A 21,130-nucleotide genomic window follows, 5' to 3' on the forward strand; every position below is an offset into this window, starting at 1 on the left:
TAGATCAGTTTGAAAATGAGTTGGAATCCGTCGGTTATATTACCGAACGGGATGATCGAATCGCGCTGACGGCGTTTTTAGCGACGCAATTAGGTAAACCACTTTTGGTCTCAGGGCCAGCAGGGGTAGGCAAGACGGAAATTGCTAAAGTGTTGAGTCAGGTCTTTGGGGCTCCGCTGATCCGCTTGCAGTGTTATGAAGGGCTCGATGAAACTAAAGCCCTTTACGAATGGAATTATCAGCGTCAACTTTTAAAGATTCAAATGGGTCGAGAGCATCTCTCAGAAGCTGACCTCTTTTCAACAGATTATTTACTGCCCAGACCCTTGCTTCAGGCACTATTGAGTGAGAAGCGAACTGTGTTGCTCATTGACGAGATTGATAAGACGGATTCGGAATTTGAGGCATTTCTCTTTGAACTTTTGGGTGAGTTTCAAGTGACTATTCCTGAGATGGGGACAATTGTCGCCAAAGAACGTCCCATCGTGGTTTTAACTTCTAATGGAGAACGGGAGCTTTCCGACGGATTAAAACGACGCTGTATTTTCCTGCACGTGGAACCACCTTCTGTGAACAAAGAAGTCCGTATTCTTCGGGCCAAAATTCCCGATTTGCCAGAACGATTAGCTTTAGAAGTTGCCAGGGCTGTTAATATACTTAGAGAGCGGCTTGTTCTTAATAAGATTCCTTCGGTATCCGAAACCATGGACTGGGCTAAGGCGTTGCTCGTGATGGGTAAGACTGGCCTCGATCCTGCTTGGGTTGATGCGACACTGACCCTGCTGCTTAAGAGCCAGGACGATGTGGAACTTTTCTATCGGGAGATGGGAGCTGAACAACTCCTTTTTGAGTCTAGTAAGTTAGCACAGGGAGAAAGACGTGCTCATGGACAATCATAATAGAGCCAGTGAGTTGGATCGACATTTAGTGGAGTTTGCTCAATTGTTAAGGTCAGTGGGACTTAAGGTTAGCCCTTCTGAAATTTCAGATGCCGCAGACGGATTAGCTGTGATTGGTTTAGCGGATCGTGAAAGGGTAGAGGCCGTGCTCCAGGCAACTCTCGTAAAAAATATCCAACATATTTCTGCCTTTAAAGAAGCCTTTCGGGCGTACTTCGCGTCTTTAGAACAGAAAGAAGCATGGCAGAAGGACGTAGCAGAGAAGGCTACTCAGTGGAACGAGCAGATCGAGAATACCCGAAAAGACCTGCGTTTTCAGGAAAATGAGTTGGATATTAATGAGGAACAGCGAGCTATTTATGCTAGCCTTCCAGAGAAAGACAAACAACGCCTGCGTGATTTCTTGGAAAGATCGTCCAATGGCACGAGAAGTGGAATACCAGTCGATCATTCTTATCAACCTATGGTTGAACGGGTTCTGCGGGGATCCTTGGAGTATTGGCGTAAGAAGTTAAACGAAGAAGAGCCAATTTCCTTACCAGGGTCCACGGATGGGGTGCTCTCTGAAGTGGAACGTGCACTTCGCGATCGGGAAGCGGAGGTTTTAAGCCGAGATTTAAAGAAGATTTCTCCCGAAGAGTGGCCAGAGGTCATCCGCCTAATTCGCCGCCTTAGTCAACGCCTTGCCAGCCAGGTAACTCGTCGCTACCGGGCAGCTCGAAGACGTGGTGGACTAGACATGCGCGCGACCTTACGGAGAAATTTACGCTATGGCGGGGTGCTTGTGGAGCGAAGCTATCGCAGCCGTCGGATGGGTCGTCCGAGAATTATTTTACTTTGTGATATTTCGGGTTCAATGCTTAAGTATACTGAATTTATTTGGCAATTTGTTTATGGCTTATCTACGGTGGTTAGTGGGATTAAAACCTTCGCCTTTGGGGAAACTTTGATTCCTTTAACCGATAAGTTTAGAAAAGGTCAGAGATTCGAGGTAATGGTTAAAGAAGCCCTCTCCGTATCTGGAAAGGAATGGGGAGGAGGGACGAATTTAGCAAATGCCTTGGAAAGCCTGCAGGGTAGGTTCCCTGATACACTTTCTAGGCAAACATTGCTGCTGATTGTAAGTGATGCACAGACGCTTGAAGGGGAAAAAGCAGCGGCTTTACTGGGGAAAATTCGTCGTCAGGTCCGTCAGGTGCTTTGGCTCAATACACTCCCTGAGCGTCGCTGGGTGGAGACACCCCATGTTAAAGCGTTTCTGCCCTCCTGTTTGATGTATGAATGTTTTACCCTAGATCATTTAACACAGATTCTAAACAAGCAATTCTAAGCGAATTGCTTGTTTATTTTATGGACAAAAGGAGCATACTATAGATAGATTATTTGTACAGAAACGCACAAAGCGTGGGGGGTATACTTATGTTAGAAAAATGTCGGGCTTGCGGTTTTGAACATGAAGATTTAGGTCACATCTTATTCCGAAGGAATCACGTGAGTAATCGTGTTTTACCCTATTGCTCACATTGTCTGCGCCGGCTTTATCAAGTACCATATCGACCAGAAAAAGATCTGTAAATTGTTGTATATCTGAAGTGTCAATGGGAAATACTATCTGCTTTTATAGCTTGCCTTTTCTCTGAAGCTTTGGTATATTTGTTTTTGAAGTGAGAGAAAAGGGGATGTAGTAACATGGCATACGTTATTAACTCAGAATGCATTAGTTGCGGCGCTTGCGAAGGCGAGTGCACAGTTTCCGCAATTAGTGAAGGTGATGGCTTGTACGTTATTGATGCGGAACTTTGCATCGATTGTGGGTCATGTGCCACGGTTTGTCCAGTTGAAGCACCAAATCCAGCGTAATACTCATAAACAATATTACTAAAAAGGAGAGTTTAATAAACTCTCCTTTTTGATACTAGTCAGACCCCTTTGACTGAGAAATGCAAATAAGCTATTGCTAACCTCGAACATCCCTGTTTAGATTCATATGATTTTCAGGTTGAGAAATAATGTTGACAAATTTATTAGATTAATTTATTATCTAAATAACAATAATTTTAAATTATAATGATAAAAGGAGATATGGGTATGGATGCCATCGAAATTCTCAAACAACTTAAAAATAAAGGTGTCCGTTTTACACCACAGAGACAGGCGATTTTAGAATTCCTACTGGAAACTGTATCCCATCCCACGGCAGATGAAATTTATCACCACGTTAAGGCGAAATTTCCGGGAGTAAGTTTAGGTACAATTTATAATACACTCAACATGCTGAAAGAGCATGGGCACCTCTTGGAGTTGTCCTATGGTGATATGTCAAGTCGCTTTGACGGCAATCCCGAGAATCATTATCATATTGTTTGCTCAAGATGTGGTAAGGTGGCGGATCTCCATCGCCCTCTAATCGACATGGATCAAGAAGTCGGGGAGCAATCAGGGTTTCAAGTTTTAGGGCATCGCATGGAGTTTCATGGAGTTTGTCCAGAGTGTCTCAAAGGTGTGCAGCTGAATTAAACTAGGAATAGATTTAAACATAACTCATGGGTAAGCGTGCTTCGCTGGAAGCTGGTTACCTATGGGTTTATTTTTATTAGGTGCAAGGGTTTTGAAGATCTTTCACGAATAAGTCAACTAATCGCAATTTGCGTGTAGATATAAAGAGGGGATTTTATGTTCAATCGTCGCTTAATGATTTTTATTGCTTTATGGGCATTAACTTTAGGAGCATTATGGTGGTACTGGCAAAGTCCTCAAGGGAAATCTCTTCAACATGGGCAAATTGGTATAAGTGCATCACGTTTTACGCAGAATTTAAACGGGAGTTGGGATCAGTTCTCTTCATTGCGCCAAGCTTGGACAACAGAATCCGAACGTGCTAAAGGAATAAACAATCAATCCTTTTTAACGGGAGGGAAGCCCTTAACCCTACCTTCGAGTGAGCGATTTACGGTCGTGGCAAAACGATTGCGAATCCCAGGAGAATGGAGTTCCCGAACTATGTTGCTCACGTTGAATGGTGTTCAAGGGCAGGCGAACATATACTTAAATGGGATCACAAACAGCCAAAAAATTGGCGAATTTGAAGGAAGCGGCGGGGCGGACGAATTAGAGATTCCTGCCAAGGCATTTCGCTATGGAGAGGATAATATTCTCTTAGTTGAGCTTGCCGGAAGCGCTGAACAACGAGCTTCGTTTTTGGGCTCCCGTTGGCCAAAAGCAGGGCGCATTACGGGTGGTATTCGCCTGGATGCGGTGGTTGAAACGACGATAATGCCTCCGCAGGTGCAAGTAGTGTGGAATGGAACTACCGCACAAATAACTGTAGAATCTAATCTACTGCATCGAGGTTTTTCTCAAGAAGGTCCTTGGACTGTTTACGGGGTACTCTCCGATGGCTCAGCTGGTGTGGCGGAACAGATGCTAACTGTGTCCCCTCAAGAAAAGGTGGATATTTCGCCAGTGATATTGACTTTTTCTGTGCCAGATGCTAGACGTTGGACCTTAGAGGAGCCCTTTCTCTATCAGTTGCATTTAACGGTTACGAACAGTAAAGGGGATAAAGATGATTTGGCGTTACCCATAGGGCTGCGTACGATCGCTTTTTTGGCTGGGAACTGGATATTGAATGACCAGGTGATCCCCATTGTGGGGAAGGCCTTAATTCCAGAGGAAGAGTATCAGCTTAGGCATGTCGAAGAGGTGGAAGCTTGGCTGAGATCCGAGCGCCAAAATGGAGTGAACCTAATCTATTTTATCGGTCAGTCTCCTGACGAGCTCTGGTTACAAGCGGCAGACCGTGTTGGTATGGGATTATGGGCAGAATTGCCCGTTGAACTGATGCCCTCCAAACGACTCCCGCAACCCATTGTCTTTCGAAAAATGATTAAGGAAAAAATGCTACATCCCTCTCTATGGGCATGGACCGTTGGAAAAGGGTTGGATTCCGACGGCTTGACCAAGTCTTATCTCCTCCGAGCAGGGCAAGAGGTTCAACCTAATATAGCCTTTGCCCTCGAAACGATGCATAATGGTGTTGCAGACCTCTCTGCGGAGCAGTCGCTCGTTATTCAGGGAAATAAAATTCAAGGAGACTGGGGACAGGTAACGGTCGAGACCTCATTAACCTCAAGTCCCCTTTGGGTCAAAGAACCAATTGCTAGTAAGGTATGGGCTTTATTAATGGTTTTCTTGGCTTGGATGAATATCCGGTCAGTAACCTGGCGCTATAAGGAAATTGGAGCAAGAAAGCCGAGACGTCGCTTGCGTAGTGCTTGGCGCTGGGATGGATTGTTCGTATTTGCGCGTGAGGCCATGTTGGCAGGATTAGTGACTTCGGGAGTATTCCGTATCCCGATTCATAGTAGTCCATGGTTTTCACACTTGTGGCCTGGGATTGAATTGATACAAGCGCAATCCCCCTGGTTGACCTGGGCAATGTTGAGCGTGTTCTTTATGCTGATGCGATTACTTCAAGTCGGAGTGGTAGCTCCCCATATGCCAGACGCTCCGCATGCTGTAGGACTTGTTTATTGGCTGGAACGTCGCTATCGTTGGGCTGTTTTTATTGCCATCGGATGGGCATCAATACCCTGGGGAGTTCCGTTCTACTATCCAATTCTAGGCTATATGGCGTTTGTTTTCTTGTTTCTGCCTATTCGTGTGCGTGATATCCACCGAACAGGAGGGAATTACTTACCGTTTTTGTGGGTACCCGGGATCATAGTTGGTTCAGTCTTGGTTTGGGCCGTTTTTTACGTTGCAGATTGGATTTACCTGTGGCATATGCTGTCTGAAACAATAATTTACTGGATAGGAAGAGGTTAATATGCAAACTAATAGTTTTAAACCCTACTTTTTGGCTTCCGGTGTAGGAAGTGTACCTCAAAAGAAGAGTGAAGATGCCTTGGAATTGATTTGGAAAAGTGTACCGCTTGCACCGCATTGGCCTCAACTTCCCGGCCTTGGTGCAGAAAGCTCTTTTGTTGGGCAATACCTCAATGCTCTGCTGGAAGCTGGAGTCATTGCGGATGTTAAAGTTCCAAAGTTTCAAGTTGAGGCTGAGGATTGGGCCGAACGGATGACGGTCTTCTATACTCAATATTTGGAGGCTGTTGAGGGACATGAACAAGCTCTGGAGAGCTTTGGATTTAGTGCGCAAGGTGGCGAGGGGTTTGAAGCTTTCTGCCGAGATCTTGAACGTTTCGGAACACGGGATGCTGTGCTTTTAAAGGGACAAGTTAGTGGTTCATTGACACTAGGGATGCAGATTACAGATAAAAATAGACGCTCAAGTTATTATGATGACACTCTGCGGGATATGCTAGTTAAAACCCTTGCCATGCACGCTGAGTGGCAAACCAAACGGCTTCGAAAGTTCGGGTTGCCAGTCTTGATGACTATTGATGATCCAGCGCTTTATGGCTTCGGTGCCTCAACTCATGTTACCTTAAATCGTGAGCAACTAATTGAAGAGTTGAATGTGATTATTGAAGGAATTCTTCGTCAAGGTGGGATTCCTGGTGTGCATGTCTGCGCAGGGATGGATTGGACCCTTCTTTTTGACTCCAAGGTGCAGGTTGTAAATTTCGATGCTTATGATTATATGCAAAGTATGATGGTCTTAGCTGAGCCCATCAACCGGTACTTAGCTCGGGGAGGGGTTCTTTCTTGGGGGATTGTTCCCACAAATCCGATAGCCTGGCAAGAAACTGCTCAAAGCCTTATCCTTCGATTGGAACAGAACATCGAAGAGCTTGTGAAACGAGGGGTCGACGAAGCACTTCTTCGCCAACAAAGTATGTTAACCCCGAGTTGTGGGACGGGAACACTTCAAACAGACTTGGCAGAACATGTCTATAAACTTTTAGCGGAAATGAGGGGACTTGTGTGAGGACTTGTATCACACAGCCTCGGTGCTTACGAAGCAGAGCAAACTAACCGTTCAACCTCCTACTATGGGGAGCGATATACCCTCCAGACTCGCCAACCGACGACCATGACTCGAACAGGACGTTCGAGGTTAGAGTTCCGCCATGGATGGCGATAAGGGACCTTGTGCGCTGCCCCTTATCTGGGGTCTATTATACGGAAGTTTGCTATACTGCATACATAAAGACGTCGCTGATGTATCACTCTGCGTCCCGGGCTTGGAACGGGTTATGGATGCAGATGCAAGTCGGGGAAGGTTCGTGACTTCACGTGACTTGCACTCGAGCTTCGATGAGGTTGCATATCCGACAAATATGCTTTATAATAAAACCAAGTGTTTTACTAGGAATCCAAAGGAGGAACATTTATATGTTAACTAAAGAGATGACTGTAGGTCAAGTGTTACGATCATATCCCCAAACTGTTCAGGTTTTCCTAGAACTTGGGATGCACTGTTTAGGATGTCCGTCTTCCACAATGGAAAGCATTGAAGGAGCGGCGTTAACCCATGGACAGAATGCAGATGAGCTTGTTGCAAAATTGAATAAGGCTATTGCAGAAGTCTAACATATGCATTGCATAAAGTATCAAGAGAGCTAACCGATTAGGGTAGCTCTCTTTTTTGACGATTTAGAATGAAGCTGTGATAGGCAGAATGCCTATGATACTTATAAGACGAGGCTCACTCCTCCCAACAGGAAGCTAAGATACCCAATGACTGGGCTTATCTTTAAACAACAATATTGTCCAACGTACGTGCATAAAGTTCACATTATAAATATCAAGGGAACGTGATTGTTGCGTTTTTTTGTACAAGTCACTGTATAGGATATTAATTTATTTACTGACTGCAAATAAGGGCCGTATTCGCATGCTCTAATGTAAAATATTTTTAAAAAAATAAAATAAATTAAAGGTACATACACACTATACCATAATTGCCATATATTGTTATTAATTAAAGGCAAGAAAACAAAGATAAACACTAGATTGTCTTGCAACAGTTAAAAGGAGGAAATTAATATGGAATTACGTTCCGTTGCTTATAATCCAACTCTCGCACCTGGTATGGGTGGTATGCAAGGTATGCAAGGGATGGAAAGCATGCAAGGTATGCCTGGAATGCAGGGTATGCAAGGTATGATGGGTCATGGTATGTACCCACAAGGTGGTTTTGTTAATTTGGACGTTGACATGGATCCTGGTTTCGCAACACTTGATCTCGACAGCCAGATGGGTTGTGCACCGTGCGGCCCACACATGATGCATCATCAGCAACATTGTCCAATGCCGACTCCGATGCCAATCCCTATCCCTACCCCTACCCCTGAACCGGAAGTCTATGTAGTAAAAACAGGGGATACAATTTATAAAATTGCAAAACGTTATGGTACAACAATGCAAGCCATAATTCTTGCGAATAACCTTCGTAACCCAGATCTGATTTACCCAGGACAAATCTTATTTATTCCAGGAGCATCAAGATTAACAGGAGTATTAGGAGTATCAGAATTCAGAGGGTAGATCACACGTACCATTCAGGTGTCATGATTAAAACCTTCAAGATGAGAGCTTATAATATAACTAAACCTAAGCCCTGAGTGAAACTCAGGGTTTAGGTCTTTGTAAGGAGTTTACCTGCACGTTGAAATTAGGCATGTGCATAGGGAGTGATTGTCTTGGACATAGTTGATAAAACAGGCAGGGAAAATGACTATGTGAGTAGAATACTGGAGAATGGTATGGAAGGAGAGAGTTAACGTGGATTATCAAGTTGGTATTCTTGGCGGAGGGCCTGGAGGATATGTCTGCGCACTAAGAGCTGCTCAATTGGGTTTATCAGTTGTGCTGATTGAGGGAGAACGATTAGGTGGTACGTGTTTAAACCGAGGGTGTATACCTACCAAAGCTTTGGTGAAAAGCGCAGATTTATGGCGTGAGATGGGACGAGCTGAGGAATTTGGCTTGTTTGTGAGCGAAAAGCGTGTAGACTTTGCGGCTGTGAACGCCCGTAAGGATCAAATTGTTAATGCGCTCGTGAGTGGTGTTGAGAAATTGATGAAAGCGGGAAACATCCGTGTAATCAAGGGTTGGGGAGAATTTAATCAAGTTGGTCAAATCTCTGTGACGACGGATAACGGAGTTGAACATATCCAGGTTGAGAAGGTTGTTATAGCAACAGGCTCAGTACCCATGCGTATTCCGATTGCTGGCGCAGATCTTCCCGGGGTGGTAACAAGTGAGGAAATTCTGGAAGGAAAAGAGTTGCCTAAACGCCTTGTGGTCATCGGAGGAGGTGTGATTGGCTTAGAATTTGCGTCGATTTATGAAGCCTTTGGAGTCAAGGTAAGTGTCGTAGAAATGCTGCCAACTTTGCTGCCAACCTTAGACGAGGAAATTCCCAAGCGCTTAACTCCGCTGTTAAAGCGATCTGGAATCGATGTTTTTACTAAGACAGCAGTTAAACAGATTTCTCAAGATGGAGAAAGTCTTGTAGTCCAGGTTGAAGATGCCAAAGGATTAAAAGATATTCCTGCTGATCGGGTACTACTATCCACCGGTCGTAAACCCAATCTCCAAGGAATTGACGTTCATAAATTGGGTCTGGAGCTTGAAAAAGGCGCTATCAAAGTAAATGCTCAGATGCAGACGAACCTTCTTAATGTTTATGCCATTGGTGATGTAGTCGGTGGGATTATGTTGGCTCATGTGGCTTCTGCTGAAGGAATTATAGCAATAGAACATATTGCAGGTCATTCTGTAGAGATGAAATATAGCGCTATACCAAGCGCCATTTTTACGCATCCCGAGATTGCCACAGTAGGGTATACCGAGCAGGAACTTAAAGCTTCTAGTAAGGATTACCGTGTAAGCAAGTTCCCATTCTCCGCGAATGGCAAGGCCTTAGCCTTAGGAGAAAGCATTGGACTTGTTAAGATTTTAGCTGATGCTGAAGGAGTGATTGTGGGGGCTAGTATCATGGGACCGCAGGCCAGCACCTTGATTTCAGAATTAGTCATTGCGGTAGAAAAAGGACTGCGGGCAGAGGATATTGCTCGGACGGTCCATGCCCATCCAACGTTGCCAGAAACCATTATGGAGGCAGCACACGGGATCGACGGTAAACCACTTCATTTAGCATAGAATAGTACTAAGCAATGCAATGTGATTGCAGAGAGCAGACACCAGAGGCTGTAACAAACTCATTCCGAGTTTGTTACAGCCTCTTTGTGTGCGAGAAAGTGTCATAGGCTAATGGGCAGATACGGTAGGACTTTATTCCTGTCTTTGGACTTTTATTAAAAAAAGTGAATAAGGAAGCAGGATTATCATCATGCATGGAGAATAGTGGGAAGAAGTGGGGTAAAGTGGGGCGGATATCCACTACAGTGGGGTGAGCACTATGTTTATGGGGGAACACATTCATACGATTGACGGAAAAGGCCGGTTAATAATTCCGGTGAAATTCCGAGAAGGCTTGGGGGAACAATTCATTGTGACCAAAGGCTTAGATCACTGTTTGTTTGTTTACCCTCGTTCAGAATGGAGTATTTTAGAAGAGAAGCTCCGTGCGTTACCGTTTACCCAACCAGATGTTCGTGCCTTTGTCCGTTTCTTTTTCTCTGGGGCGACAGAATGTGAACTGGACAAGCAGGGAAGAATTCTATTGCCGGCAAATTTGCGTGATTATGCGCAGTTGGAAAAGGATCTAGTTCTGGTAGGAGTGTCAAGTCGTGTCGAGATTTGGAGTCAGGCACTTTGGACAGACTACAGTCGGCAAGCAGAAAGTGCTTATGCCAGCGCTGCTGAATCCTTAGTTCAGCTCGGTATATAGAAAGGAACGGATTTGCTTGGATTTTCATCATGTTACAGTGTTATTGAATGAGACTGTGAATGCAGTCGTTTCGAATCTAACGGGTCGATATGTCGATTGCACATTAGGTGGAGCCGGACATAGCCAAAGGATTCTTTCGAAGCTGGGAGCTTCTGGAAAACTGATCTGCTTTGACCAGGATAGACAAGCTATCCAACATGCTGAAGAGATTTTAGGCCAGGATGAGCGGGTCACTTTGATTAATCGCAACTTTGAAGCGTTAGAAGTTTCTCTTCAAGAATTAGACCTGCTGCCTGTCGATGGAATCATATTCGATTTAGGGGTCTCATCCCCTCAACTAGATGAAGCCGAACGGGGTTTTAGTTACATGCAGGATGCCCCCTTGGATATGCGTATGGATCCTTCAGGTAGTTTAAATGCACGGGAAATCGTCAATACGTGGAGCGAAGAGGCGTTAGCGCAGCTAATTTGGAAGTATGGGGAAGAAAAATGGTCGAAACGAATTGCCCAATTTATTGTTCAAGCACGCCATGAGCGATCGCTTGAAACCACAGGCGATTTAGTTCAAGCGATCAAAGCAGCGGTTCCGGCAGCAGTGCGACGTAGTGGACCTCATCCGGCCAAACGGACATTTCAAGCGATCCGGATTGCTGTAAACGATGAATTAGGGGTATTAGATCGCGTACTCGATCAAGCCATGCGTTGCTTAGATCATGGTGGACGAATGGGCGTAATTACGTTTCACTCACTTGAGGACCGGATCGTCAAAGAGCGAATGAGATCTTGGCTTGGGCGCTGCACTTGTCCACCAGAACTGCCCATTTGCCGATGTGAGGCAAAGGCTATAGCTAAGGTATTGACACGTAAACCTATTCTCCCCTCAGAAGAGGAAGTTGAGCAGAATCCGCGCTCAAGAAGTGCAAAATTACGGGTTGCCGAAAAAATATAAAGTCTAAAGCTTAAGGAGGAAGAATACCCATGGTAGTGGCGCAAGAAACGATAGATTGGCAAGAACCATTAACCCAAACCCAGGCCCAGAGAAATCCTCGAACCACAAAAAAGGGGAAAGAATACCACAAAATCAAGTGCATCATGGCCTTGGCTTGCATTGTTGGGCTGACTGGTGCAATTGGTGCGGAAACAATCCAGCTCACTGTCGTCAAGGGGGCGCAGGTACGGAGTCTGGAAAAGGAGATTTCTGCCATCAAAATGAAGAATGATCTGCTTCAGATGGAGGCTGACAAACTTCGGGCAGTGGGGAGAATTGAAAGTGTAGCATTATCTATGGGTATGGAAAAACCAACCGGAAAAGTGTATATGGCAGGTGCAGTACCTGCGGTCAAAAGTCAAAAAGGGGATCCTACGACCCAAGCCTTAGATCAACCGACTGAAGCTAACCCCACGACACTTCAGCAATTTTCACATATTTTTACGAGCTTCTTTGCTTCAACACAACGTTAAGAGAATGGCGCTTTGGGTACGCGGAGACCCCAGAAAGGTGGGGGTGAGGACTAATGAGTCCTTTTGTCGTCATGCGTAAACGAATCGCTTTTCTTTTTTTGTGTGTGAGTATTTTTTTGATCGTCTTAATCGTTCGATTGGGGTTCGTGCAACTGAGTCAGGGAGCTGATTTGCGCAAAAAAGCGGATGATTCTCACTTCCGTGGTGTACCTGTGGCGCCTAAACGTGGAAATATTGAGGATCGTCAAGGAAATATCTTAGCGATGAGTGTCAGTAGTGAAACGGTCTATGCTGTTCCCGCAGAAGTTCGGCAGTCCGGTAGAGCCAAAGAGATGGCGGTTATCTTAGCCCCACTGCTGGGGAAAACTGCACAAGAGATTGAAGCGCGGATCACTAAACGTTCGGCTTTAGAATATGTTCAGAAGCGTGTTAAGCCAGAAGTGGCAGCCCAAGTACGGGCGTTAAATTTACCAGGAATAGGGACTACGGAGGATAGCCAAAGGTATTATCCGAACGGAACCTTAGCTGCCCATATTATCGGATATGCAGGAATTGACAGTCAGGGCCTTGAAGGGATAGAGTTGACCCGGGAAACAGAGCTGAAAGGGATTCCCGGCAGTATTCTCCAAGAATTTGCGGCCAATGGGATTCCACTTCCTCAGGCGGAACATCAGTATTTGGCTCCTAAACAAGGCGACACTGTACGATTAACCATCGATAAAAATATTCAGGCTTTTGCGGAGCGAGAGTTACAAAAGCTGATGACCGGTCAAGGAATCAATATGAACGGCAAGGTCCCTAAAAACGCTTCTATTTTGGTGATGGATCCCAATACGGGGGAAATGCTGGCCTTAGCTTCAGCACCGACCTTTGATCCGAATCACTATCAAGAAGCAGATCCTAGTACGCGACGAAATATTGCGATTCAGAATGGCTATGAACCAGGGTCGACCTTTAAAATTATCACGCTAGCAGCAGCCCTTGAGGAAAAGAAAATTAAGCTTACAGAGCATTTTTTTGATAAAGGGGCTTATACGGTACTAGGGAAAAATGTGCGTTGCTGGAAAGCGGGAGGGCATGGCGACCAAACCTATTTGCAAGTAGCTGAAAATTCATGTAATCCAGGTTTTATCGAAATGGGACAGCGTCTGGGGATGGATAATTTTTATAAGTATTTGCGTGATTTCGGGTTTGGCAAGAAAACAGGAATTGAAATGTCCGGTGAAGCGCTAGGGATTCTGGCCAATAAGAAAAAAGCAACGGCGCTGGACTTAGCGACGATGTCCATCGGGCAAACGAATAATGTTACCCCTATCCAGTTATTGGCCGCGGTTTCAGCGGTGGCTAACGGTGGGACCTTAATGAAACCCCAACTGGTAGCAGAGATTGTAGGCCCCAGCGGAAGGGTGATTACCCCCTTTGAAAAGGAAGAAATTCGCCGAGTCATCAGTGAAGAATCCTCTAAATTAGAACGTGAAGTCTTAGAATCTGTCGTGACTAATGGAACCGGACGGAGATCGTTCCTCCCTGGCTATCGAGTGGCAGGCAAGACTGGGACAGCTCAGAAGGTAGCCAACGGGGGATATATTCAAGGGGAGTATGTCGCTTCCTTTGTGGCGTTTGCCCCTGCAGACAAACCAAAACTGGCTATACTTTGTGTCATCGATGGTGTTCCGTTTTACGGCGGGGTCGTAGCCTCCCCCGTTGTCCAGACTGTCCTGCTAGATTCTTTAAGATACCTGGGTGTTAAACCAGATCCTCAGGCACCATTGACACCTGGTAAACCTTTGCCTGGCCTTGAATTCCCACCTATTAAAAAGGCGGCTATCGTTCCTTCAGTCTTAGGCCAGCCTTTAGCTGAAGCGGAAAAGATTTTAGCTCAAGCAGGGTTTAAGACTATAACGGAGGGTAAGGGCGAGATGGTTCTCGATCAAATTCCTCATGGGGATGCGCAAGTAGAAGCTGAGTCCAATGTACTCCTCTACCTTGGAGCGGATGCATCCACTCCAACCCTGGCGAGATGGTGGGAAGATGAGGATGAAGATATCGAAGCAATTCGTAGTCTGACGGGGCGTATTCCAATCTCCGCCAGTTCACTAGGGCATTAGAAACTCATTCAGGTCTGTCGAAGGGGTATTTTGTCTATAATAAATTAGTTGGATTAATTATAAGATGGGTCGTTCGGAAAACGTTGGAAAGGAAGATGAGGCATGCCCACAGTATGCAAACCATTATCAGATATAACGAACGGAATTGAGGTGCTTGAGGCATCTGGGGATAGCCAAGTCATTATTCAGGGGATAACGATGGATTCTCGGCACGTTCAGCCGGGCGATCTTTATGCTTGCGTACCTGGCTTTACAGTGGACGGTCATGACTTCGCAGCAAGTGCCATCTCTTCCGGGGCTGTGGCGTTAATCGTTGAGCGGTTTTTACCCCTCGATGTTCCTCAAGTCAAGGTTTCAAACGTCCGCCAGGTCTTGGGACTCTTAGCGGCTAATGTTTATGGTCAACCCAGTGAACAACTAGAGTTGGTGGGTGTGACGGGGACCAATGGAAAAACGACCATAACCTACCTTATTGAGAAAATCGGGACAAAGCAAGACAAGAAAGTCGGTATTATCGGAACCCTGGGTTCACGGATTGATGGCCGGGATATTCCGGGAGAGCGAACGACACCAGAAGCTCTTGAGGTTCAAAAACTCTTAGGAGAAATGGTTGCTGAAGGTGTAGACCTAGCAGTGATGGAAGTGTCTTCCCATGCCTTGGCTCTTGGGCGCGTAGTAGGCTGCGAATTTGACGCAGGAATTTTTACAAATTTGACACAAGATCACTTAGATTATCATAAGACAATGGAGGATTATCTTGAGGCCAAAGCTCGTTTGTTTGCGCATTATTTAAAAGGTAAGAAATCCTCTCCAAAGATTAGTATCTTAAATGGAGATGATCCGGCATTTTTTGAATTAAGTCACGCTTCCGCGGCTGCAGTCGTGAGTTATGGAATTCACAACGAGGCGGATTACCGCGCAGAGAACGTTGAGGTCACCACTGAGGGGGTTAGATTTCAGGTTCGTTTCCGCCAGCATAGCCAGGAGATAGAGTATGCTACCCCAGGGTTCTTTAGTGTTTATAACGCTTTGGCAGCCTTCGCCTGGGGTGTTGAACGAGGATATGATAGCGCAGCAGTAGCAGAAGCATTAGCAGATATTTCTGGCGTACCGGGTCGTTTTGAAAGTGTTCGACTTGGTCAACCATTCCAGGTCATCGTGGATTACGCTCATACACCCGATGGCTTAGAAAACGTCGTGCGGACCGCTAGGGATTTTACGAAGGGGAGACTTTTCACTATCTTTGGGTGTGGGGGAGACCGGGATCGCAGTAAACGACCTCTTATGGGAGAGGTTGCCTCGCGGGGGAGCGATTTTCTCTTTGTGACCTCGGATAATCCTCGTTCAGAAAATCCTGATCAGATCATCCAAGAAATTTTAACGGGAGTGTCAGGAGTAGACTATGTCGCCTTACCAGACCGGCGTGAAGCTATCTGGACAGCGTGTCGCATGGCGAAACCTGGAGACACAATTCTGATTGCTGGCAAAGGACATGAAACTTACCAGATCTTTGGGGCGGAGGTTCATCCTTTCGATGACCGAGAAGTAGCGCGTGAAGCAGTGAGGGGGCTAGGTTATGCGTAAGTGGACCACTAAGGAAGTAGCCCGAATTGTCAAGGGAACCTTGATCGGCAACCCTGATCTTGAGGTTGAGGGGTGTATTATAGATAGTCGTCAAGCACAAGGCGGGGAGATGTTTTTCGCGCTACCTGGAGAAAAAGTGGATGGACATGATTATATTGACGTTGTCTGGAAGAATGGGGCTGTTCTGGTAATTGCTGAAGAGGCTCGCTTTCAAGCACTTGTAAACAGCCCTGCTGTCCCAGAAGGGAAAGCTCTCCTGCTTGTCAAATCGGTCTTTAATACACTACAAGAATTAGCTAGGTCTTGGCGTAGAGAATTAGGCTGTAAGGTGGTCGGGGTTACTGGTAGTAACGGGAAAACTACCACGAAGGACATGATCGCAGCAGTGCTCTCTCAGCGTTTTCGAGTTCATCGCAATAAGGAAAATCAGAACAATGAATTGGGACTTCCGATAACAGTCCTTAACGCTCCACTGGGTACTGAACTCTTGATCTTGGAGATGGGGATGAGGGGTTTAGGGGAAATCAAAGCCTTGTGCGATATTTCTAGACCAGATATCGGGGTTATCACGAATATTGGCACCACTCATTTAGAGCTATTACAAACTCAAGAGCGAATTGCCCAAGCAAAGTGGGAATTGGTTGAGTCTCTACCGGAAGAGGGAATAGCGATCCTTAACGCTGAGGACTTGTTTTCAGTAAAGATGGCGAAGAACGATTCGCATTTAATTCGATATTATGGTATTGAGGGTGAGTTTGCGTTACCTCAGATAAAAGGGGCACAGCTTAATTCTTGGGGGGCCTTGGGGACAACGTTTGATGTGACTTTTCAAGACGAAACGGCCAAGGCTAAACTTCCGCTCCCCGGTACTCATAATGTGTTAGATGCCTTAGCAGCCCTTGCGGTCGGCACGGCTTTGGGTGTTTCATTAGCTGAGGGGTGTGTAGGATTAGAAGAGTTAGAATTATCTAGAATGCGCTTAGAGGTTCGTCAAGGAGTTGGGGGAACTGTCCTGCTCAATGATGTCTATAATGCGAATCCGGTATCGATGAAAGCATCCTTACAAGTTCTCAAAGGACGAGCGGGTGTGAATAAATCCCTGGCAATTTTAGGCGAGATGTATGAACTTGGAACTGCGGCTGAATCAGGTCATCGTGAAGTAGGTCAGACCCTTGCTGAGTTGGGGGTCAGTAGACTGATCACTGTGGGTAAATTAGCAGAGGAAATTGCCCAGGGGGCTAGAATGGCCGGATATCTTGAGAATCAGATTAAGGTGACGAATACGCGTGAAGAGGCGATCGAGAAGGCACTGGATCTCCTTACTCTGCTTGGCCCAGGGACCTGGGTGTTAATTAAAGGTTCTCGGGGTATGAAGATGGAAGAGATTACTACCCGAATCGAAAGATCAGAGTAAAGGATGGAATGACACATGTCTGAGCGTTTGGTCTTAGCGGCAGGATTAGCCTTAATCATTACCTTAGTTTTAGGTCCATTTTTGATACCGGTCTTGAGAATTCTTAAGTTCGGTCAAACAGTACGAGATGATGGTCCTAAAAGACACTTGAAAAAGGCTGGAACGCCTACGATGGGTGGGATGATTTTTCTTGTCGGTATCATTGTGAGTGCTTTGTTTTCTGCTGAACAACCTACCTCCCTGGAAATGGTCACCTTAGTAGGGATCACCTTGGGATATGGTTTAATCGGATTTATAGATGATTTTATTAAGGTAGTCATGCATCGTTCTTTAGGGCTGCGTGCCTATCAAAAATTGATTGGGCAGTTTGGATTGGCCTTTATTCTTTTGTGGGTTTCGGTTTATTGGTTGGGTCGGGGAACGGATGTGGCGATTCCTTTCACAGCCATTCACTTGGAACTGGGCTGGTTTTACTATGTTTTGATCTCCTTAGTTGTTGTAGTCATGACGAATGCGGTAAACCTCACCGACGGATTGGACGGTTTGGCTGCGGGAACTACCATGTTTGCCGGGGCAAGTTATGTGGTAATTGCTCTGTTAGCGGCAATTCATGGAGGTGGGGTAGCTGTTCTGGCGCATGAGACAGATATGGCCGTTTTTGCGGCTGCTTTGGTTGGCGGGTGTCTAGGATTTTTGCGCTTTAATACTTATCCTGCCCGAGTCTTTATGGGGGACACGGGTTCATTGGCTTTAGGTGGGGCTTTAGTTAGTTTGGCTGTGCTGACAAAGAGCGAATTAGTGCTGATCATTATCGGCGGATTATTCGCAATGGAGGCACTCTCAGTGATTATTCAGGTTATCTCGTTTCAAACGACGGGGAAACGAGTCTTTAAGATGAGTCCACTTCATCATCACTTTGAACTCGTAGGCTGGAGTGAATGGAAAGTGGTCATCGTTTTTTGGACGGTGGCACTGATTTGTGCTGTGCTGGGGATTATAGGGTATATGCCGACGTTGGGGTAGAGGGGGAAGCACTGAGGAAGTCGGAGGAAGTTTCTTAGCACGTTCGCACATCCTACGCCGCGAAGTGTTCCTTTTGGGATCAGCGGCTTCGGCGATACTCTCCACCGGAGACTATCGTGATCCATTGCTATTCCCTTGAGGCTATGGCTAAAACTCAAAACCTCTGGGCTTTCTGCATGTGAACCGTTGAGTTTCTTAACGCCATATCCTCTGCGCTCATTGACGCAATTCCTCTCACATGCTCTCTAAGCTAAGAAACTTCCTCTGGTCTTGGGTCGACGGGAGAAGAATAAGGTGGGGGTTGTTTGCGTTATGGACGCAAATGCGCTTGGTGTGATTTGTGCAAGTTGGGGACGGTTCTTGACTTGCATTAAGAACCGTCTTCTCTTCTCTGTTTTCTAGGTGTTTTATCTAAACCACAAATTAATATCTTGAAACGTAAAATAGGGGAGAAATCAGTTGTGCTGAGTAGAGAATTAGTGGATAATAAATCTTTGATAGCAGACTTATGGGAAACAGAGAGATTGATTATTAGAGATGCGAATTTACTTGATGTGGACAGTTTACAGGAAATATACATACAGTCTCAAAGTGCGGAGGGATGGACTAGGGATCATGAAGTGACTACTGACTATATACTTAATGGTGTTAAGCAAGGTAATTTACCGCCTAATGGAATGAAAGAGTTTTATAAGATTCAATTAATTACTCTTAAGGATTCAGCTCGAATTGTTGGATTTATTGAATTCTATCATGGCTATCCTGACAAAGAGGTACTATACATTGCTACACTTTTGTTTTGTGAAGATTGTCGTAATAATGGCTATGGTCAAGAGGTCATCAACAAATTATGTGAACAAGCACTTGAATTAGGGTTTCGTCAGGCTAGGCTTGGAGTAACACTTAGAAATTGGTCAGGACTATATTTTTGGACGAAATTAGGGTTCAATACAATTTTGAAATATCATGGAGATAAAGTGCTTGCCAAGGATTCTTTTGCCTTGTTGGTACTTGGGAAAACTTTATAGGAGAGCTTGCACGAAAACCATTAGGAGGTCTATTGTGGATAGAGAAAAAATGCTGTCTTATATTTTGGATGCTTACCCATATCCGGTTGTATTTGTCGATTGTGATCATGTTATAAAGTACTTGAATAAAAGGGCAGAATACCATTATTATCAAGAACGTGGTTACCGTGATTTAATCGGAAAGTCGATATTTGATTGCCATCAGAATCCTAAATCAGAGGAAATGATAAAATCTGTCGTCGAACAACTCAAAAATCATGCTAATGAAGTCTTTTTGAAGGTTAATCAGAGAAATGAACGAATTTATATTGTGCCGGTAAGAGATGAGAACGGAGACTTGCTAGGATACTTTGAAAGATTTGAAATGAACTTGCAAAAATAGGTCTGACTGAGCATATGATTGATATGTAATGGAGCTATTTGAGCCGAAAAATCTGTGGTTTGCGGAGGACGAAGAACGTGAATTGGATGAATAAACGTGTTCTGGTAATTGGTGCAGGGCTTAGCGGGCAGGGGGCTGTTCGGAAACTGCAGAACTTGGGTGCGGAGGTTTTCCTGACAGATCAACAGTCAAGTGAGAGGCTCGCTGGGGTTGAAGAGTTAGGACTTGATCAAGATCACTTGCTGCTAGGATTTGTACCGAACTTTGGGGAGATTAAGCCTGAGCTACTTATCTTATCTCCTGGGGTATCGCCTAAGCTTTCTTTGGTACAGGAGGGGATTTCCCTTAATATACCCGTGTGGAGCGAAGTAGAGCTGGCTATGTATGATTGCCCTGCACTTTGTGTTGGGGTCACTGGAACGAATGGTAAAACGACAACCACCACTTTAATTGGGGAATTAGCGAAGCTGACTGGTCGGTCTACGATGGTCGCAGGGAATATTGGGGTCGCTTTAAGTGGACAGGTGGACAAGATGGATGAAAACAGCATTGTCGTGGCTGAACTTTCTAGTTTTCAATTGGAGTTTATCCATAAGCTCCGGGTCCAGATTGGTATTTTGCTTAATCTTACGCCAGATCATTTGGATAGGCATGGTACTCTAGAAGAGTATCTGAAGGTCAAAGCTCGAATTTTCGAGAACCAAACGGAAATGGATTTAGCGATCCTGAATTGGGATGATCCATTAGTCCGAGATTTAGGACCAAAATTGAGAAGTAGGGTCATGTATTTCAGTCCGACCTCTTTTTTGCAGGATGGGATTAGTCTTTGGCACGACCAGATCGTCTATGCTGAAAAGGCAAAGAGGACGATGATACCGATTATTTCCAAGAAAGACCTTCAGCTTCGTGGCGCACATAATCTAGAAAATGTTATGTCAGCTGCAGCTGCAGCGAGGGCGTTTGGCCTTTCATGGACAGAGATTGCAGAAGGTCTGCGACAGTTTAAAGGAGTAGAACATCGACAAGAAGTTGTGGGATTGTTTGAAGGGATTCTTTTTATCAATGATTCCAAAGGGACTAATACGGATGCAGCTACCAAGGCTTTGTTAGCCTTCGACGAACCTTTGGTGCTGATTGCTGGGGGTAAAAATAAAGGACTTGATTTCCACGAGTTTATGAAAGTTGTTCGAGGCAAGGTTAAGAGCCTTGTTTTATTGGGGCAAGCGGCCGATGAGATGGAACAAGCTGCCCGGGACGAAGGGGTGCAGAGGATTATTAAGGTGAACACCTTCGAGGAGGGTGTAGAAACGGGGATTTCCGAGGCGATTCCTGGTGATGTTGTTTTATTATCCCCTGCTTGTACAAGTTGGGATATGTTTAAGAATTATGAGCAAAGAGGGGAATTGTTTAAGGAGTTAGTGCGTAGGCATTATAGGGAACCCATTCAATAATAAAGGGGGAACTA

20 protein-coding genes are annotated in these 21,130 nt (G+C 45.3%); all 20 read left to right on the forward strand.

Annotated features, from left to right (window positions below; translation table 11 throughout):
- A partial coding sequence (locus tag JL57_RS29890) for a MoxR family ATPase (protein ID WP_034145528.1) occupies positions 1-899 on the forward strand: 899 nt, incomplete at its 5' end.
- On the forward strand, positions 886-2,229 hold the full coding sequence (locus JL57_RS29895; protein WP_034145529.1) for a VWA domain-containing protein: 1,344 nt from the start codon (positions 886-888) through the stop codon (positions 2,227-2,229). The genes JL57_RS29890 and JL57_RS29895, both read left to right, overlap by 14 nt.
- Positions 2,230-2,318: 89 nt before the next feature.
- On the forward strand, positions 2,319-2,474 hold the full coding sequence (locus JL57_RS35965; RefSeq protein WP_291300765.1) for a hypothetical protein: 156 nt from the start codon (positions 2,319-2,321) through the stop codon (positions 2,472-2,474).
- A 114-nt stretch (positions 2,475-2,588) separates the two neighbouring features.
- Positions 2,589-2,759 (forward strand): DUF362 domain-containing protein, encoded by a 171-nt coding sequence (locus tag JL57_RS35970; RefSeq protein WP_291300766.1) that lies wholly within the window; start codon positions 2,589-2,591, stop codon positions 2,757-2,759.
- Positions 2,760-2,987: 228 nt separating this feature from the next.
- Positions 2,988-3,416 (forward strand): Fur family transcriptional regulator, encoded by a 429-nt coding sequence (locus JL57_RS29900; RefSeq protein ID WP_034145530.1) that lies wholly within the window; start codon positions 2,988-2,990, stop codon positions 3,414-3,416.
- Between the two features lie 156 nt (positions 3,417-3,572).
- Positions 3,573-5,726, forward strand: coding sequence for a glycosyl hydrolase (locus JL57_RS29905; protein ID WP_034145531.1), 2,154 nt, complete (start codon positions 3,573-3,575; stop codon positions 5,724-5,726).
- Position 5,727: 1 nt separating this feature from the next.
- Positions 5,728-6,792, forward strand: coding sequence for a methionine synthase (locus JL57_RS29910; RefSeq protein WP_034145532.1), 1,065 nt, complete (start codon positions 5,728-5,730; stop codon positions 6,790-6,792).
- Positions 6,793-7,199: 407 nt separating this feature from the next.
- On the forward strand, positions 7,200-7,397 hold the full coding sequence (locus JL57_RS29920) for a DUF1858 domain-containing protein (RefSeq protein WP_034145534.1): 198 nt from the start codon (positions 7,200-7,202) through the stop codon (positions 7,395-7,397).
- Positions 7,398-7,853: 456 nt separating this feature from the next.
- Positions 7,854-8,354: a LysM peptidoglycan-binding domain-containing protein gene (locus JL57_RS29925; protein ID WP_291300767.1), complete on the forward strand. Its 501-nt coding sequence runs from the start codon at positions 7,854-7,856 to the stop codon at positions 8,352-8,354.
- 213 nt (positions 8,355-8,567) lie between these two features.
- The gene (gene lpdA, locus JL57_RS29930; protein WP_034145535.1) at positions 8,568-9,974 is read left to right on the forward strand and encodes a dihydrolipoyl dehydrogenase; all 1,407 of its coding nucleotides are present in this window, start codon (positions 8,568-8,570) and stop codon (positions 9,972-9,974) included.
- A gap of 259 nt (positions 9,975-10,233) precedes the next feature.
- Positions 10,234-10,665, forward strand: a complete 432-nt coding sequence (gene mraZ / locus JL57_RS29935) for a division/cell wall cluster transcriptional repressor MraZ (RefSeq protein ID WP_291300768.1) — start codon at positions 10,234-10,236, stop codon at positions 10,663-10,665.
- Between the two features lie 16 nt (positions 10,666-10,681).
- Entirely contained in the window at positions 10,682-11,614 is a 933-nt protein-coding gene (rsmH, locus tag JL57_RS29940) for a 16S rRNA (cytosine(1402)-N(4))-methyltransferase RsmH (protein WP_034145536.1), read from the forward strand.
- Positions 11,615-11,643: 29 nt separating this feature from the next.
- Positions 11,644-12,126, forward strand: a complete 483-nt coding sequence (locus JL57_RS29945; RefSeq protein ID WP_034145537.1) for a hypothetical protein — start codon at positions 11,644-11,646, stop codon at positions 12,124-12,126.
- Between the two features lie 53 nt (positions 12,127-12,179).
- Complete coding sequence (locus JL57_RS29950; protein ID WP_034145538.1) at positions 12,180-14,234, forward strand: penicillin-binding transpeptidase domain-containing protein; 2,055 nt, start codon at positions 12,180-12,182, stop codon at positions 14,232-14,234.
- A gap of 102 nt (positions 14,235-14,336) precedes the next feature.
- Positions 14,337-15,818: a UDP-N-acetylmuramoyl-L-alanyl-D-glutamate--2,6-diaminopimelate ligase gene (locus JL57_RS29955; RefSeq protein ID WP_034145539.1), complete on the forward strand. Its 1,482-nt coding sequence runs from the start codon at positions 14,337-14,339 to the stop codon at positions 15,816-15,818.
- Positions 15,811-17,232 carry a UDP-N-acetylmuramoyl-tripeptide--D-alanyl-D-alanine ligase gene (gene murF, locus JL57_RS29960; protein WP_034145540.1) on the forward strand — a complete coding sequence of 474 codons (1,422 nt, stop codon included), beginning with the start codon at positions 15,811-15,813 and terminating at the stop codon, positions 17,230-17,232. The genes JL57_RS29955 and murF overlap by 8 nt, the downstream gene beginning before the upstream one ends.
- 15 nt (positions 17,233-17,247) lie before the next feature.
- The gene (gene mraY, locus JL57_RS29965; RefSeq protein WP_034145541.1) at positions 17,248-18,255 is read left to right on the forward strand and encodes a phospho-N-acetylmuramoyl-pentapeptide-transferase; all 1,008 of its coding nucleotides are present in this window, start codon (positions 17,248-17,250) and stop codon (positions 18,253-18,255) included.
- 461 nt (positions 18,256-18,716) lie between these two features.
- Positions 18,717-19,283 carry a GNAT family N-acetyltransferase gene (locus JL57_RS29970; protein ID WP_291300769.1) on the forward strand — a complete coding sequence of 189 codons (567 nt, stop codon included), beginning with the start codon at positions 18,717-18,719 and terminating at the stop codon, positions 19,281-19,283.
- Between the two features lie 34 nt (positions 19,284-19,317).
- Complete coding sequence (locus JL57_RS29975) at positions 19,318-19,665, forward strand: PAS domain-containing protein (protein ID WP_291300770.1); 348 nt, start codon at positions 19,318-19,320, stop codon at positions 19,663-19,665.
- A 77-nt stretch (positions 19,666-19,742) separates the two neighbouring features.
- Positions 19,743-21,116: a UDP-N-acetylmuramoyl-L-alanine--D-glutamate ligase gene (gene murD, locus JL57_RS29980; RefSeq protein WP_034145542.1), complete on the forward strand. Its 1,374-nt coding sequence runs from the start codon at positions 19,743-19,745 to the stop codon at positions 21,114-21,116.
- Positions 21,117-21,130: the final 14 nt, after the last annotated feature.

The organism is Desulfosporosinus sp. BICA1-9, assembly GCF_000802135.1.

Bases quoted from the DNA above. Each gene is read 5' to 3' on its own strand.
- JL57_RS29950 (WP_034145538.1), top strand. From the start codon at position 12,180: ATGAGTCCTTTTGTCGTCATGCGTAAACGAATCGCTTTTCTTTTTTTG.
- mraZ (WP_291300768.1), top strand. From the start codon at position 10,234: ATGTTTATGGGGGAACACATTCATACGATTGACGGAAAAGGCCGGTTA.
- JL57_RS29895 (WP_034145529.1), top strand. From the start codon at position 886: ATGGACAATCATAATAGAGCCAGTGAGTTGGATCGACATTTAGTGGAG.
- murF (WP_034145540.1), top strand. From the start codon at position 15,811: ATGCGTAAGTGGACCACTAAGGAAGTAGCCCGAATTGTCAAGGGAACC.
- lpdA (WP_034145535.1), top strand. From the start codon at position 8,568: ATGGTATGGAAGGAGAGAGTTAACGTGGATTATCAAGTTGGTATTCTT.
- JL57_RS35970 (WP_291300766.1), top strand. From the start codon at position 2,589: ATGGCATACGTTATTAACTCAGAATGCATTAGTTGCGGCGCTTGCGAA.
- JL57_RS29945 (WP_034145537.1), top strand. From the start codon at position 11,644: ATGGTAGTGGCGCAAGAAACGATAGATTGGCAAGAACCATTAACCCAA.
- JL57_RS29910 (WP_034145532.1), top strand. From the start codon at position 5,728: ATGCAAACTAATAGTTTTAAACCCTACTTTTTGGCTTCCGGTGTAGGA.
- JL57_RS29900 (WP_034145530.1), top strand. From the start codon at position 2,988: ATGGATGCCATCGAAATTCTCAAACAACTTAAAAATAAAGGTGTCCGT.
- JL57_RS29925 (WP_291300767.1), top strand. From the start codon at position 7,854: ATGGAATTACGTTCCGTTGCTTATAATCCAACTCTCGCACCTGGTATG.
- JL57_RS29905 (WP_034145531.1), top strand. From the start codon at position 3,573: ATGTTCAATCGTCGCTTAATGATTTTTATTGCTTTATGGGCATTAACT.
- JL57_RS29955 (WP_034145539.1), top strand. From the start codon at position 14,337: ATGCCCACAGTATGCAAACCATTATCAGATATAACGAACGGAATTGAG.
- mraY (WP_034145541.1), top strand. From the start codon at position 17,248: ATGTCTGAGCGTTTGGTCTTAGCGGCAGGATTAGCCTTAATCATTACC.
- JL57_RS35965 (WP_291300765.1), top strand. From the start codon at position 2,319: ATGTTAGAAAAATGTCGGGCTTGCGGTTTTGAACATGAAGATTTAGGT.
- JL57_RS29920 (WP_034145534.1), top strand. From the start codon at position 7,200: ATGTTAACTAAAGAGATGACTGTAGGTCAAGTGTTACGATCATATCCC.